The sequence below is a fragment of the Cohnella zeiphila genome, assembly GCF_014212055.1.
Classification (GTDB): domain Bacteria; phylum Bacillota; class Bacilli; order Paenibacillales; family Paenibacillaceae; genus Cohnella; species Cohnella zeiphila.
On sequence record NZ_JACJVO010000025.1, the window covers coordinates 110,336 to 125,376 of the forward strand.

11 protein-coding genes are annotated in these 15,041 nt (G+C 59.1%); 8 read left to right on the forward strand and 3 right to left on the reverse strand.

From position 1 onward, the window contains the following. Window positions 1–224 precede the first annotated feature (224 nt). The 8 genes from H7C18_RS20530 (at window position 225) to H7C18_RS20565 (ending at window position 11,493) form a co-directional block, all read left to right on the forward strand. Window positions 225–2,099, forward strand: coding sequence for a cache domain-containing sensor histidine kinase (locus tag H7C18_RS20530; RefSeq protein ID WP_185130977.1), 1,875 nt, complete (start codon window positions 225–227; stop codon window positions 2,097–2,099). Continuing rightward, a complete protein-coding gene (locus H7C18_RS35810) occupies window positions 2,096–3,721 on the forward strand; it encodes a response regulator (RefSeq protein ID WP_185130978.1) in 1,626 nt (541 codons plus the stop codon). The genes H7C18_RS20530 and H7C18_RS35810 overlap by 4 nt, the downstream gene beginning before the upstream one ends. 164 nt (window positions 3,722–3,885) lie before the next feature. Beyond that, a complete protein-coding gene (locus H7C18_RS20540) occupies window positions 3,886–5,256 on the forward strand; it encodes an ABC transporter substrate-binding protein (protein WP_185130979.1) in 1,371 nt (456 codons plus the stop codon). Between the two features lie 123 nt (window positions 5,257–5,379). Continuing rightward, a complete protein-coding gene (locus tag H7C18_RS20545; protein WP_185130980.1) occupies window positions 5,380–6,270 on the forward strand; it encodes a carbohydrate ABC transporter permease in 891 nt (296 codons plus the stop codon). Then, complete coding sequence (locus H7C18_RS35260; protein ID WP_185130981.1) at window positions 6,267–7,103, forward strand: ABC transporter permease subunit; 837 nt, start codon at window positions 6,267–6,269, stop codon at window positions 7,101–7,103. The genes H7C18_RS20545 and H7C18_RS35260 overlap by 4 nt, the downstream gene beginning before the upstream one ends. A 116-nt stretch (window positions 7,104–7,219) precedes the next feature. Beyond that, window positions 7,220–7,894 carry a hypothetical protein gene (locus H7C18_RS20555; RefSeq protein WP_185130982.1) on the forward strand — a complete coding sequence of 225 codons (675 nt, stop codon included), beginning with the start codon at window positions 7,220–7,222 and terminating at the stop codon, window positions 7,892–7,894. A 256-nt stretch (window positions 7,895–8,150) separates the two neighbouring features. Continuing rightward, the gene (locus tag H7C18_RS20560) at window positions 8,151–9,902 is read left to right on the forward strand and encodes a cache domain-containing sensor histidine kinase (RefSeq protein ID WP_185130983.1); all 1,752 of its coding nucleotides are present in this window, start codon (window positions 8,151–8,153) and stop codon (window positions 9,900–9,902) included. 1 nt (window position 9,903) lies between these two features. Next, window positions 9,904–11,493: a response regulator gene (locus H7C18_RS20565; protein ID WP_185130984.1), complete on the forward strand. Its 1,590-nt coding sequence runs from the start codon at window positions 9,904–9,906 to the stop codon at window positions 11,491–11,493. On the opposite strand, the gene H7C18_RS20570 is transcribed toward H7C18_RS20565, so the two are convergent. Genes H7C18_RS20570 through H7C18_RS20580 form a run of 3 tightly spaced genes read right to left on the reverse strand, consistent with a single transcriptional unit; the run spans window position 11,490 to window position 14,964 of the window. Beyond that, on the reverse strand, window positions 11,490–12,416 hold the full coding sequence (locus H7C18_RS20570) for a carbohydrate ABC transporter permease (protein WP_185130985.1): 927 nt from the start codon (window positions 12,414–12,416) through the stop codon (window positions 11,490–11,492). The genes H7C18_RS20565 and H7C18_RS20570 overlap by 4 nt on opposite strands. 15 nt (window positions 12,417–12,431) lie before the next feature. After that, window positions 12,432–13,343 carry an ABC transporter permease gene (locus H7C18_RS20575; RefSeq protein WP_185130986.1) on the reverse strand — a complete coding sequence of 304 codons (912 nt, stop codon included), beginning with the start codon at window positions 13,341–13,343 and terminating at the stop codon, window positions 12,432–12,434. Between the two features lie 4 nt (window positions 13,344–13,347). Beyond that, window positions 13,348–14,964: a type 2 periplasmic-binding domain-containing protein gene (locus H7C18_RS20580; RefSeq protein ID WP_185130987.1), complete on the reverse strand. Its 1,617-nt coding sequence runs from the start codon at window positions 14,962–14,964 to the stop codon at window positions 13,348–13,350. Window positions 14,965–15,041 lie beyond the last annotated feature (77 nt).

The window sequence follows — 15,041 nt, forward strand, 5'->3', positions numbered from 1 at the left end:
CGAGTCTTGGAAGGCGTACGGGTACTGATAGAAGCGGAGGCGCCGGACGGGATTCCCGCCCGGCGCCTTCGACAAGAGCTTCCTGCGCGAAAGTCCATCGCCCGATCCATTGCGGATCGGGTTTTTCGCGTTTTCGGGGGGCGGTCTGCCTAAAGCTGCCGCCATCTGCTAAAATAAGAATATTTCTTCGGCTTTTGTTGAGGCCGCGGCGCGGGAGGGGTATGATGGCGTCAGCGAACGGATATCGATTGTCGGGCTGGTGGAGGCGTTCCTTCTCCCAGATGAGCCTGTTTTACAAATTTTTTTACGGAACGATTCTGATCGTGCTCTCCGTCCTGCTTTTGTCCAGCGCCGCATCCTACCTCTACACCCGAGGCATCTTCGAGAAGCAGGCGGCCGCCGGAGCGGCCCGGCTGGTCGACAACATCAACCAGGGATTCGAGGACAATCTGGACCAGGTCGATCGAATCATCATGTCGATGTATTCGGACGCGGAGAACAACAACTCGGAGACCAGCTTGCGCGAGGTGCTGTCGCCGGAACCGTTCCGAAGCTTGCCCGAGCAATACGCGGCCAATCTGGCGATGCAGAGCTTCTTTCAACGGCTGCTCAATCTGAGGAGCGATTTTAACAGCGTTTACATCTACGTCGCGCCGGACAAGCAGTTTTCGTATTCGGTTTACGGAAGGGCGAAGTGGCCGTACGATCCGACCGGGGAAGATTGGTACCGCAGCACGGAGGCTGCGGCCGGCCGTACCGTCATTTCCGCTCCGCACCTGCCGTTCCAGCTGAGCTACGACAAGAAGGTGATCTCGTTTTCCCGCGTGCTCAAAGGGTTCTCGTCGAACGGGAACGAGAATGACGGCGTCATCCTGATCGATCTGTCGATGGACGCGCTGACGAATATCGTCAAGAAGGCGAAGCTCGGCGAGACAACCGGCGTCGTGCTGTTGAACGAATCGGGCCGGACGATTTATTCGAGCGATTCGGAACTGGACGAACTGCCTCCTTCCCTGATTAGCCGAATGTCCGGGTCCCCGAACGGGTCGTTCAGCGCGGTCATCGCCGGGAAGCGGTACCTGCTCTCCTACAGCACGTTGACGGTAACCGGATGGAAATCGGCGACGCTCACGCCGTATACGGAGATCAATCAGGCGGGCAACCGGCTGCTGTCCGTCTATCTCCTGCTGGGCCTGGCCGGGCTCGCACTGACCGTATTCATCTCCTTCTTGTTCTCCAAGAAGATCTTCCGTCCGATTCAGCATCTGAAGAAAGGGATCGTGCAGGTCAAGCAGGGCAATTTCGACGTGCAGCTGGAACAGAGGTCTCAGGACGAGCTCGGGCAGCTCGTATTCAGCTTCAATGTCATGGTCGATACCATCCGAAAACTGATCGTGGAAAATTACGAAGAGCAGCTCGCCCGCAAAAACGCGGAGTTCAAATATCTCCAGTCGCAGATCAACCCGCATTTCATCTTTAACACGCTGCAGATTGTCAGCGGCATGGCGGCGGTGCACAAAGTGCCCGATATCGGCACCGTGTCCAAAAGCCTGGCGAAGATGCTGCGGTACAGCATTAACATGCAGACGAGCACGGTGCCGATTCGCGACGAGATCGAGAACGTCATCTGCTACATGGACATCCAAAAGCTTCGTTTTCGCGGTTTTTTCGACTACGATCTGGACATCGACGAAGAGGCGTACCGATACACCATCGTGAAGCTCATCCTTCAGCCGATCGTGGAAAACTCGGTGACGTACGGGCTCGAAGGCAAAGAGCAGGGGGGAAGGGTGCGAATTTCGGGCAGGCTGGACGACGGCCATCTTCGGTTCGAGGTTTACGACAACGGAGTCGGCATGACGCCGGAAGAGACGAAGAGCCTCATGGCGTCGATCGTGTCCTCCGAAGCGGGCCCCGACAGGCCGCCGGCAGACGGGAGAAGCGCCGGAAGCGGGCACTCCGTCGGCCTGCGCAACATTCACCATCGGATCCAAATGATTTACGGACCGGAATACGGCCTGGCGATCGATAGCGCCAAAAACGAGTGGACGCGCGTCGTCATTCGGATTCCGGCTCAGGAAGGAGGCGAGACGGCGTGAGGAAAGTATGGATCGTCGACGACGAGGAATGGACGCGCATCAGCATCAGAGAGCAGATCGACTGGGCCGCCCTCGGCATGGAGGTTGCGGGCGAGGCGCGAAACGGCCGGGCGGCGCTCGAAGGGATTCGGCAGAGCCCGCCCGACATTCTGCTGACCGACATCCGGATGCCGGTCATGGACGGCATGGCGCTGCTTGAACAGGTGCATCAGGAGTTCCCCGGCATCGTTCCGATCGTGCTGAGCGGCTACTCCGAATTCGAATACGCGAAGAAAGCGATCGTGTATGGCGTGTTCGACTATATCCTGAAGCCGATCGACGAGGAGCAGCTCGCTGCGACGCTGAGAAGAGCGGCGGAGCGCTTGAACGAGGAGGACAACCGGAAGAACGAGCTCGTCGAGATGAAGATCCGGATCAACGAGAGCGGTCCGCTGACCAAGGAGCGGGCTTTGACGCGTTTGGTGACGGAGCCCGGGCTCGGCGAAGAAGCTCGGCGTCAGGCGCTTCGCAAAGGCGGCTTCGCTGAGGAACCGGAAGGAAGACGACAGGCGCTTGCGTTCGAGGCGGCCAACTTTGCTGATGTCGCGACCCGGAAATACGGCGGGGACGAGGGGCTTGCCAGCTTCGCGCTGTTGAACGTGCTGGAGGAACTGCTTCAGCCGTTCGGGCGGGGCGTCTTCTTCCGGCGCTTCGGCCGGCAGAACGAGTTCGTCTGGCTGCGCGCGATTCCGGCGGAGGAAGACGAATCCGAATTCGACGGCTTCTTCGGCAAGCTGGAGGGAATGCTCGCCAGGCTGACGGAGCTGACCGGCTTTCGCCTTTATGCCGGCGTCGGCCGGGAATTCGCCTCGTTGCGGGGAGCGTCCGGATCTTACGCGGAAGCGAATGAAGCGGTCCGCAACGCGGGCATCGTTCATCGCGGTCCGATCGTGCATTCGGATGAAGTGAGCGGGCGCAACGAATATTATCGATATCCGGTCGACAAAGAGAAGATGCTGCTCCACTGTTTGGAGAACGGCTACAAGGAGCAGGCGCTGGACATGATCGACGAGCTGTTCCGCGAGTGGACGGGCAGCGAGACGATTCATCCCGGCAGCATTCGCGAGACGATGGACGAACTGAAGGTCGGCATTCGCAAAATGCTCAAAAAGCACGGCGTCGCGCTGGAGCAGGTGACGGGAGAGGCGGCGTACGACGCGGATGGAGCGGAATACCGTTCGTTCGAACGGATGCGGCAACGGCTCGTTCGCACGATCGAACGCGTCTCCGACTATATGTCCGCTTCCCGGAAGGTGGGAGCCAGGAAAGCGATTGAAGACATCGTGCAATACCTGCAGCGGCATTATGCGGAAGAGATCTCCCTGCACGCCGTCTCGGAGCGGTTCCATCTGAATCCGGCTTACTTGTCCCGGCTGTTCAAGAGCGAGACGGGACAGACGTTCAACGACTACTTGAGCCGCGTTCGGCTGGATGCCACGGTGGAGCTCTTGCGTAACGAGCAGCTCAAAGTAAGCGACATCGCCTCGCTCGTCGGGTATGAGAACGCCAACTATTTTCTCAAGAAATTCAAGGATTTCTACGGTTGCACGCCGTCGGAGTACCGCAACCGGCACTTCCGCTGACTCCCGGCCGATCATCGTTCTCCGCGGTGATCGGCTATTTTTGTATAACGAGCCCGGATCGAATGTCAAAAAAGTAGAGGGAAAACGGTAAAACGATTGGAGTGTGCGTGTCCCGGCCGTTCTCTATAATGAAACAGCAGCCAACAAACTGGGAGGGGATCAACATGAAAGGAAGAAAGAAAGCGTCCGCATCAGGGGCGGCGCTGGCAATGGCGCTGACGGCATCGCTGCTTGCGGCGTGCGGTTCGAACGGCGGCAACAGCGATAGCGGCTCACAAGCGAGCACATCCGCCGACGCTTCCGCCGGCACGCCGGCCGCTTCGTCCTCGGGCTCGCCGGCGACGCTCAAATACTTGACGTGGACGTATTCGGACCGCACGGCGTCGACGGACGCCTGGATCAAGGATTTGAAAGACAAGTTCAAAATTACGATCGACATGCAGAACGTGCCGTCCGAACCTTATGCGACGATGCTGAAGACGAAGTTTGCCTCGGACGATCTGCCGGACCTGTTCATGACGCACGGCATCGACAAAAATCTGAATTTCGTCGAGAAGATGACGGCGCAGCCGGACCAGCTCGCGGACTTGTCCGATCTGCCTTCCGTGCAGGACTTCATTCCTTCCGTCATCGAGAGCCGCAAAAACAACAAGGAAGGAAAGCTGTACTATGTTCCGGTCTCAACCAATGCGCTGGGCGTGCTGTACAACAAAAAGATTTTCTCGGATAACGGAATCGCGATCCCGACGAACATCGACGAGTTCGTCGCCGCTTGCGACAAGCTGAAGGCGGCCGGCATCGCTCCGATGGCCGCAGGCTTCAAGGACGCGTGGACGACGCAGATCATTCCGTTCATCGCGTTCGGCCAATATATCAACACGAAGGATCCGACGGCCAAGGAGAAGCTCGCCACCGGCGAGCTGAAGTATGCGGACATCAAGGCCGACGTCGAGAAGGTGCTGAACGTCCAGCTCGAATGGGCCGACAAAGGCTACTTCACCGACAACTTCCTCGGCACGGACGTCAATGTCGCCAGCCAGCTGCTCGCGACCGGCAAAGCGGCGATGATGGTGACGGGCACCTGGCAGCTCAGCGCGGTCCAAAGCGCGAACCCGGATGCCCAGATCGGATTTTTCGCGCTGCCTCTGAACGCGCCGGGCGAGAAGACGGTTCTTCCCACGAGCGCCGACGAAGGCATGGTCGTGAACGCCAAGTCCAAAAATCTGGAAGCGGCCAAACAAGCGATGGACGAATACTTGAGCGCGGACAATCAGGCCCGCATCATGAAGGATTTGAACGGCATTCCGACCAATACGAAAGTCCAGGTCGACAATCCCTTCACGAAGGAGGTTCAGGATGCGATGGGCCAGACGGAAGTTCAGCCGGATTGGTGGGGCACGGGCGGGTTGTACAACCCGCTGACCACGACGTTCAGCATGGAGAAGGAGCAGCAAAGCTTGGTGGCCAAGGGCACGACTCCGGATCAATTCATCGCCGATTTCGATGCCGCCAACGCCAAAGCGCTGGGCCAATGATCGAAGGGTAGTCCCGCTGAAAGCGAGCCAGACAACAGACAGATCAGCCAAACGGTCGGTCGGTATTGCTTCCCGCGAATGCCGGCCGATTGCCGTTGGCGGACAGGAGGAGGACAAGGAGTCATGCCGGGATCGAGACGGAAATGGAGAGCGGAGCTGAAGTGGCTGACGTTCCTGCTGCCGGCGCTTTTCTTCTATTTGGGCTTTTATTTGGTGCCCACCTTGAGTTCGACTTATTATTCCCTGACCGACTGGGACGGGATCACGAGCAAATTTATCGGTCTGGACAACTACAAGGAGATGTTCCACGATCGCATGATCCTGGCATCCTTTCGAAATACGATCCTCTATACGGTCGGCATTACGGTCTTGCAGAACGGCGTCGGATTGCTCGTCGCCCTCCTGCTCGTTCGCAAGTTTCGCGGCGTTAACGTCATGCGCACGCTGCTGTTCATGCCGAATATTTTCTCGACGCTGCTGATCGGCTACGTATGGGGCTTCATTCTCGAACCCAATATCGGCGTCGTCAACAACGTGCTGGACGCTCTCGGGCTCGACGCCTGGAAGATGGGATGGCTGAGCGATCCGGGAACGGCCCGCTGGATGATCGTGTTCGTGACGATCTGGCAGTGCATGGGCTACTCGATGGTCATCTACATCGCCGGCTTGCAGGGCATTCCGAAGGATCTGTACGAGAGCGGCGACCTGGACGGAGCGACCGGCTGGCGCCGCTTCGCGAACATCACGTTCCCGCTCGTGGCGCCGGCGTTCACGATCAACGTCGTTCTGTGCCTGATCGGAGACCTGCAGCTGTTCAACCAGATCTTCGCGCTGACCGGGGGCGGTCCGGGCTACGCGACCGAATCGGTGGCGACGATGATCTACCGGCTCGGCTTCGGCAACGGCATCCGCTGGGGCTACGGTTCGGCGCTGTCCGTGACTTTGTTCGCCTGCATTCTGATTCTTACCTCGATATTGGTGACGTTCTTGCGCAAGAGGGAGGTGGAGATGTGACGAACCGAGCCTGGGGCAAGATCGGCAGACCGGCCGGCCAAGGCCTGATGTGGGTGCTGACGCTGCTGTACGTCTATCCGATCCTTCTCGTGCTGCTGTCCGCCGTCAAAAGCAAGAGCGAGCTGGCGATTCATCCTTTCTCCTGGCCGAAGCACTGGACGTTCGAATCGTTCTCCAAGGCGATCGATACGATGCATTATTTTCGGTCGCTGCTCAACACGGTCGGCATTGCCGCCGTGTCGGTCGCCGGCGTCGTCGTCATGGCCGCGATGGCCGCCTACGCCATCTCACGCCGGGACAACCGGTTCTACCGCGCCATGTACCTCGTATTCCTGGCCGGGATGATCATTCCGTTCCAGATGGCGATGATTCCGCTGTACAAGGTGCTGCAGACGCTGTATCTGATCAATACGTATCCCGGCGTCGTCTTCATCTATCTGGGCATGCTCGCTCCGTTTTCGGTGTTCATTCTGAGCGGCTTCGTCAAAGGAGTGCCCAAAGAGCTGGAGGAGGCGGCGCTAGTGGATGGATCGGGGACGTACAAGACGTTCTTCCGCATCGTGCTGCCGCTTCTCAAACCCGCGGTGACGACGGTGACGGTACTGAACCTGTTCAACGTGTGGAACGACTTCCTGATGCCGATGCTCTACTTGTCCGACAGCAAGAAAGGGACGATCACGGTGCAGCTGTCCGCGTTTCAGGGAATGTACAACAACGATTGGTCGCTCATCTTCGCCGGGGTGTGCCTCATTGTCGTGCCGATGCTCGTGATTTATCTGTTCGCTCAGCGCTTCATCATCAGCGGCATTACGGCCGGGGCGGTGAAGGGATAAGACCTGCGCTCGGAGATCCGGGAACGAATGCGGGCGCTGCGCTATCTGCGGCCGATTGGAGACTTCATCTGCACGATCCCGTTGCGGAAGTGCGGGCGAACGGAAGCGTCCTGCCATTGACGGAAAAGGACGGCCTTACCGTGGCGCGGCTTCCGGAAGCGCTGGCCGGGCAGCTTCGGACGGCGGCGGGACAAGCGGTTCTGCGGCTGGAGGTAACGCCGCTGCCGGGCGGCGAACCGAATCCGGCGGCATTTTTGTACGGGACGTTTGCAGTTGCAAGCGCCGGGCCTTATGCTGCGAAGGATTCCCGTCAATGGCGCACGAAAGGGCCGTTCCGGCTGACGGCCTGCGGACCGGCCGATCCTGCCGACCTGATCGCTTCCGGCTATCCGTTCGCGGACGAACCGGCGACCTTCGTCAAGACAGTCCCGTTGCAAGGCGAGCGCGGGATCGCCGAGGGCGCTATGCGATTGACCGGCGTGAAGGGAGCCGCTGCGAGAGTCCGGCTGGACGACCTCGAGCTTGGCTGGTGCCGGGGGCCGGATTGGTCGGTTGCGCTGCCGGCCGGCCTGCCGCCTGGAGAACATGCGCTCACGGTCGAATTGTATCCGAGCACGTTCAACAAATTCGGTCCGCATCGCCATATCGACGGAGACCGCCAAGTGACCAGTCCCGCCCAGTACGAAGGCGTCAAAAATTACGCCGACCGGCCCGACGCGCCGGAGCGGACGCTCGGCGACGACTGGCATTTCGTCCAATGGGGAATCGGCGGCCCTGCAGAGTTTCTCTGAAACCGGGGCAAGCGCAGCATCAAGCGGCACCGGGGATTTCGCGCTCCGGTTGTCCGCTTGCGCCGGGCAAGTGACATCGCTTCGAAAGAGCCGAAAGCCGGGATCTTCCTTCCCGGCTTTTTTTCATTTGCCTCCCTGATATTGCCTTAAAGATACAGCATAACGCTCTTAAAAAAGCGCCGTCCCTTCTGAAATCGCTTATGTTATGCTAGAGCGGGACGACGATCGTCATACGCCGCCAGAGGAGAGAGACCGCATGAGAAGATGGTCGCACAGTCTGTTTGTCCGCTTCTCGGCGGCGTTTCTGCTGGTCGGGCTGCTGCCGCTTATCGCGCTTAGCGTTTTCTCGCTGCGGACGTTCACGACCCACGTCGAGAGGAATACGGTCAACAATCTGGATCAGATGGTCTATTACATGGGTTCCAACCTGGACAATCTGTATTCCAAGTATAACGAAGTGACGAAGCTGATGTACCTGAGGACGACGGACGGCTCCAACCTGGGAGCCGGCAACAGCGTCAGCGTCAGCGTGAACGAGCACGAGCGCATCAACCAGATGTCGATCGACGACTTCCTGACGACGGTCATGTACAGCGATTCCTATATCCGCAACGTCTTCTTCGTCCGGGCGAGCGACGGGAAGCTCTACTCGCAGAATCGCGACAACAAGGCGCTCCTGCCGAATCGGCTCCCGCTCACCGGCTGGCTTGGACCGGTGAAGGACAACCCGCGGCAGCTCGCCCTGTTTCCGACGCACGACGAATCGTATTACGCGGGATCGGCACGCAAGGTAATGACCGTCGGGCGCAACCTGATCGATACGTCGGGGACGGACCTCAGCGTACCGAAGGTCGTCGGAACGCTGTTCTTCGACGTGGACGCCTCCGTCTTCGACGACCTGTTCCACGAGCTGAATCTGGGCCCGAAGGACGAACTGTACGTGGTGGACGGCAGCGGATTCGTGTTCTACAGCAACCGCGGGGATTCGGGCAAGCAAATCGCGGACGGCGCGGATTCGAGGGCCGACATGCTGACGTTCAGCCAGGACATCCCGTTCCTGAACGGGAAGGTGATCGTGCGCGCTTCCAAGGGAGACTTGTACGAGCGGCTCACCTCGACGCGCACGGCGGTGCTGATCGCCATCGGAATCTGCTCTGCGGTGCTGATCGGGATGGGGGTCTGGTTCTCGCGGCGGCTGTCGAGTCCGATCCGCAGCGTCATCCGCATGATGGCCCGCGTCGAATCCGGCAATCTGGACGTGCAGCCGCTGCCCGGCGGATTGGACGAGGTCGGGCGGCTGTCGCACGGGTTCAACCGGATGGTGGAGCGGCTGCGTACGTTTATCGAAGAGGCCTACGTCGCCGAGATCAAGCAGAAGCAGACCGAGCTGAACGCGCTCAAAAGCCAGATTCGTCCGCACTACCTGTACAACACGCTGGAAGTGATCCGCATGAACGCGGTGGCAAGCGATGCCGACGAGGTCGGGGACATGATCCTGTCCCTGTCCAAGCAGCTCAAGTACGTGATCGACTACGGCGAGGACCTGGTCTCGCTTCGGCGCGAGCTGGACCACCTGCGCAACTACTTCGATATCATCAAGGTGCGCTACGAGAATCGCGTCGGCTTGGAATGCGAGACGGACGACGCCGTCGATCCGGAGTGGCTCATTCCGAAGCTGTCGCTGCAGCCGATCGTCGAGAACGCGGTCCAGCACGGCATTCTGCCGAACGGGGGAAAAGGAACGGTGCGCCTGACGGTTCGGAAAGCGGAGGAACGCGTCGTTCTTACCGTTTCCGATGACGGAGTCGGACTCTCCCCTGCCGCGCTGGAGAAACTGGAGTCCAGGCTGAACGAACCGTCGCCGGTCTCCCGCAGCATCGGAATGAAGAACGTGCACGAGAGAATCCGGACGATGTACGGTCCGGAATACGGCTTGTCGATCGGCAGCCGGCCGTCGCTCGGCACGTCGGTCCGAATGATACTGCCCATTCGAGAAGGGAGCGGGTAAGATGGCGATCCGGGTTCTGATCGCGGATGACGAGCCGATGATTCTGAAAGGTCTTCGCAAGCTGATCCCGTGGGCGGAGCGCGGCATGGAGATCGTGGGCCAGGCGGGCGACGGAGACGAGCTGGCGAAGAGGATCGCGGAGCTGGGGCCCGACGTCGTCATCAGCGACATCAGCATGCCGCATCGTTCGGGCATCGACATTTTAAGGACGATCGGCGAGCGGGAGCTGCCGGTCAAGATGATCTTCATCAGCGCGTATCAGGAGTTCGCTTACGCGAAAGAGGCGCTCTCGCTCGGCGCGGTCGACTACTTGATCAAGCCGATCGAGAAGGAGCAGCTCGGGGCCGCGCTGGACAAAGCGGCGGCGCTCATCCGGGAACAAGGGGAGGAGATTCGCCGCAAGGACAGATTGAGCCGCCTGGAAGAGAAGAGCCGAACGGAAGAGCTTCAGATGAGCTTAAGCCGGCTGGCGGACGGCACCCTGTCTCCCCAAGCGGACGCCTTCCAGGCGCTGAACGAGGCGTTCCGGGCGCCGTTCTTCACCGCGCTGGCTTTCTCCGTCGAACGGCTGAAGGGCAGCCCCGGCCGTTGGACCGAGCAGGAGCGGAAGCTGGTCGATTTCGCCATCGACAATATGCTGGGCGAGCTCGTCGTCGCGCCGCGCATCGGCCATTTTTTCGGCAAGCCCGATTGCATAATGCTGGTGGTCGCGCACGCCGACGCCGGCCAGCCTTACGAGACGGCGCAGGACGTCAAGGGCAAAATCAAAGACTACCTGAAGCTCGAGGTGTCCTTCGGCATCGGGCAGCCGGTGCGGGAGCTCGGCCGCCTCGCGGAGAGCTGCCGTCAGGCGGAGCAGGCGCTCGGGATGAAATACTTCAAAGGCTTGGGCAAAGTGCTTCCGTACGCGGAGGGCGCGCCTGCCGCATCGGTCGAGGGCGAGCTGTACCAGGCGCGGACGGAGATCGTCCGGGGACTAGCCGAACGGAACCGGGCGCTGGCGCTCGGCGCTCTGGACCGACTGCTCGCCTTGATCCGTTCGGGGACCGAAGGCAGCCAAACGTTGGCCGTTACGACGGCCTTTTCCTCCATGCTGGCGGTCGTCCAAGAGATCCGCAAGTCGGGAGCGGCGATCGGCGACGGCGGCTTCGACATCCAAGGCATGCAGACGCGTCTGGACGATTGCGAGACGTTCGCCGAGATGGCCCAAGGCGTCCGCGACATGATCGAGGAGCTGTACGAGCGCCTCGACAACCGGGCGGGCAACCGCGACAAGATGCTGATCGCCCGCGTCAAGACGTACATCGAGGAGCATTACGCCGAGGAGCTGACGCTGGAATCGGCGGCTTCCGTCGCTTATATGAACCCTTACTATTTCAGCGCCTTCTTCAAGAAGCAGATGGGCGTGAACTTCAAGCCGTACGTGACGGAAGTCCGGATGCGGCACGCGGTCCGTCTGCTTACGGGCACGGACCTGATGATGTACGAGGTCGCGGAGAAAGTCGGTTACTTAAGCGCCCGACACTTCAGCGACGTGTTCAAGAAGACGTTCGGCCGGCTTCCGAACGAGTACCGGCAGTCGCTCCGTTAGCCTTTGATCGAACCGATCATGATCCCTTTCACGAAGTATCGCTGCAGGAACGGGTACAGCGCCAGCACCGGAACGCTGGCCACCATGATCAGCGCGTATTTGATGAGCTCCGCGTAACGCTGCGATTCGACGATCGAATCGGGATCGGCGATTCCGGAATCGGCGCCCTGCGCCGACAGCTGGCTGGAGATCAGAATGCCGCGCAGAATGAGCTGCAGCGGATACAGGCTGCCGTCCTGCAGATAAATCAGCGCCGGGAAATAAGAGTTCCACTGCGCCACGGCGTTGAACAGAGCCATGACCGCGATGATGGGCGCCGAGAGCGGGACCGCCATGCGAAAGAAGAAGCGGAACATCGAGCAGCCGTCCATCTTTGCCGCTTCCAGCATCTCCTCCGGGATCGAGGTCTGGAAAAACGTCCGTACTACGATCAGGTGATAAGCCGAGACGGCCGAGGGCACGACCAGCGCCCAGATCGTATTGACCATGTGCAGATCCTTGACGATCATATAGGTCGGAATCATGCCGCCGCTGAAGAACATCGTGAACACGATCCCGAACATGAACCAATTCCGGCCGACCAGATCTCTCCGCGACAAGGCGTAGCCGGCCGGGATCATCAGCGCCAGACCTAACGCCACGTCAAGCGCGGTATAGAGGATCGTATGGGCGTACCCGCTCCAGACGTCGCCGTTCTCCAGAATGATGCGGTAACCCTCCAACGTAAACCCTTTCGGCCATAAGGCCACGCTCCCGGAATTGACCGCGGTCGGCTCGCTGAACGACGAGATGACGACGAAATAAAGCGGATACAAGACGATCAGAAGAATGACCGTGAGCAGCGTGTAGTTGACGATGTCGAACAGCTTATCGGCGCGCGATCGCGGAATTTTCGCGTGGCCGGTCGTTTCCGGTTTGGCCATGGACGGACTCACCCCCTAGAATAAGCTTTGCTGCTTCAGTCGTTTGGCCAGCTGGTTCATCAGGATGAGCAGAACGAAGTTGATGACGTTGTCGAAGAGACCGATGGCCGCCGAATAGCTGAACTGGGTCCCGAGCAAGCCGGTCTTGTAGACGTAGGTTTGCACCACCTCGGAAGAATCGATGTTGAGCGTGTTCTGCATGAGCAGCACCTTCTGGAAGCCGAGGGAAGCGAAGTGGCCGACCTTCAGGATCAGCAGAATCATGATGACGGGCATGATGCTCGGCAAGTCGATATGCCGGACCCGCTGCAGCTTGCTGGCTCCGTCCACGATCGCGGCTTCGTGATGCTGCGGATCCACGGCCGTCAGCGCGGCCAGATAAATGATCGCGTTCCACCCGGTCGTCTGCCAGACTTCCGACAGGACATAGATCGGCTTGAACCAAGCCGCCTCTCCGAGAAAATTGATTCGTTCCCCCCCGAAGAGCGCGATCAGATTGTTGATCATGCCCGTTCGGGGAGACAAGAAGATGAACAGCATGCCGACCAGCACCACCGCCGAAATGAAGTGCGGCGCGTAGGTGATCGTCTGCACCCACTTTTTGAACCGCAGCCGGGTCACTTGGTTCAGCATCAGGGCGAAGACGATGGCGATCGGAAAATCGAAGATCAGCTCGTACAGATTGATAAGCAGCGTATTCTTCAAGGTGTTCCAGAACTGATAGGAATGAAAGAAGCGGTCGAAATGCTCGAAGCCGACCCAAGGACTGCCCCAGATGCCGTCGATGGCGATAAAATCCTTGAAGGCGATCTGCAAGCCGTACATCGGCGCGTACTGGAAGACGGCGAAATGAACCAGCACGGGCAGCAGCAGGACATAGACTTGCCAGTTGCGAACGATGCGCTTCCATGCGACGCTCGTCTTCATTCGCTTACTTCTCCAGGTTTTTCTTGTTCGTGTCGTAGCCGTCTTGATATACCTTGATATAGTCGCTCAGGCCCATCTTGTTCAGCGTCTGAACATAGCCATCCCAATCCTTGTCGATGCCGCCTTTGGTAATCCATTGCGCCGCCATCTTGTCGGTATACGCCTGGATATCGGTCTGGTACTGCTCGATCGTTTTGTACTGGTCGTTGGTGAACAGAATGTCGGGGAAAACCCAAGATTTCATATACGGGATCAAAGCTTGATACCACTCGTCGAAGTCCGGATCCAATTGGCCGGGCTTCGGCTTGGGCAGCCGCTCCTTGTCCCGCATCTCCTGCGAGAAGCCGTATACGAAGGAATTGTACGGCGTCTCTTTGACCTTCCATTCGCCGGCCGTGTAATTTTTCGGGTTCTCGATGATGTCGTAGGTGCCGTCATCCATTTTCTTCAGGCGATTCGGACCTTCGCGAAGCTTCAGCGACAGCTCCGGCTCGTATGCCCGGTCGACCCATCTCATCGTCGCTTTCGGGTGCTTGTCGGCTTTCGTGATGACGAACATGGCGGGGCTGAGCTGCAAGTTGTTTCTGGGGGTGATCTGGTAGCCGTCGGGTCCCTTAAGCGGGATGATGGGGGAACCGTAGTCCCAGCGGTAATCCGCGTTCGTATTCTGGTCCGCGCTCCAGGCGAAGAACGCTCCGACCGACGCCTTCTTGCCGGAAGAGATCTTGGCGATCAACTGGGAGGAGTTTTGCGTGAACGTCTCGGGATCGATCAATCCTTCGGCGTACAGCGAATGGAGGTAATCGATCGCATTCTTGTATTCGGGCGTCGAACGGACGAACTGAACCTTGTCGTCCTGGACGATGAACGTATTGTCCATCGTATTGAAGGAGCCGAACAGATAACCGAGGCCGTAAAGCGAGTCGCCGTAAATGCCGGTCAGCGGAATCTCGTTGTTCGGATTGCCGTCCCCGTCCATATCCTGCGCTTTGAAAGCCTCCAGCATTTTCTTGAAATCCTCGGTCGTCGTCGGCATCTCCATGCCGATTTTTTTCAACCATTCCTTGTTGATCCACAGCGAATTGCCGTCGGCATGCTTATACTGCGACATGTTGGCCAGCGGAAGCGAATAAATATGCCCGTCCGGAGCCGTAATGGCCTGTCTGACCTCCGGGTATTTGGCCAGGAAGGCGGTGAGGTTCGGCGCGTACTTCGCGATCAGGTCTTCGAGCGGAATAAACATGCCCTGCGCTCCGCCCGTGACGACTTCCGAATTGGTCAGATCCAGCACCACATCCGGAAGATCGCCGCTGGCCAGGGTAATCTTCCGTTTGTTGGCCCAATCCGTGCCGGGGACGAGGTTCCAGTCCTCCTGAACGTTCGTGTCCTTGTTCAATTCTTTGATGGTCTCCAGTTCGTTCCAGTTCGACCCCGTTCTCTCATCGTAGGTGCCGGCGATTCGGAGCGTAATCGGCTTGTCGACGATCGGCAGGCCGGACTCGTGAAAATCGTCTTCGTTCGCCGTGCCGCCCGATTTACCGCTTCCGGCGCATCCGGCCAGCAGCGCCGCGGTACTCAGAACCAACGCCAATGAACTAAGCTCTCTCTTTCGCATTCTCACTTCGATTCCTCCTCGGGGAATGTTCCGGCATACTGGCAAGCAAGAGAGGCATGCTCACACACAGTCATGGTAACAAC

What these genes read in the sequence shown, in the direction of transcription:
- H7C18_RS20540 (WP_185130979.1), top strand. Translation starts at nt 3,886, where the DNA reads ATGAAAGGAAGAAAGAAAGCGTCCGCATCAGGGGCGGCGCTGGCAATG.
- H7C18_RS20560 (WP_185130983.1), top strand. Translation starts at nt 8,151, where the DNA reads ATGAGAAGATGGTCGCACAGTCTGTTTGTCCGCTTCTCGGCGGCGTTT.
- H7C18_RS20545 (WP_185130980.1), top strand. Translation starts at nt 5,380, where the DNA reads ATGCCGGGATCGAGACGGAAATGGAGAGCGGAGCTGAAGTGGCTGACG.
- H7C18_RS20570 (WP_185130985.1), bottom strand. Translation starts at nt 12,416, where the DNA reads ATGGCCAAACCGGAAACGACCGGCCACGCGAAAATTCCGCGATCGCGC.
- H7C18_RS20575 (WP_185130986.1), bottom strand. Translation starts at nt 13,343, where the DNA reads ATGAAGACGAGCGTCGCATGGAAGCGCATCGTTCGCAACTGGCAAGTC.
- H7C18_RS20530 (WP_185130977.1), top strand. Translation starts at nt 225, where the DNA reads ATGGCGTCAGCGAACGGATATCGATTGTCGGGCTGGTGGAGGCGTTCC.
- H7C18_RS20565 (WP_185130984.1), top strand. Translation starts at nt 9,904, where the DNA reads ATGGCGATCCGGGTTCTGATCGCGGATGACGAGCCGATGATTCTGAAA.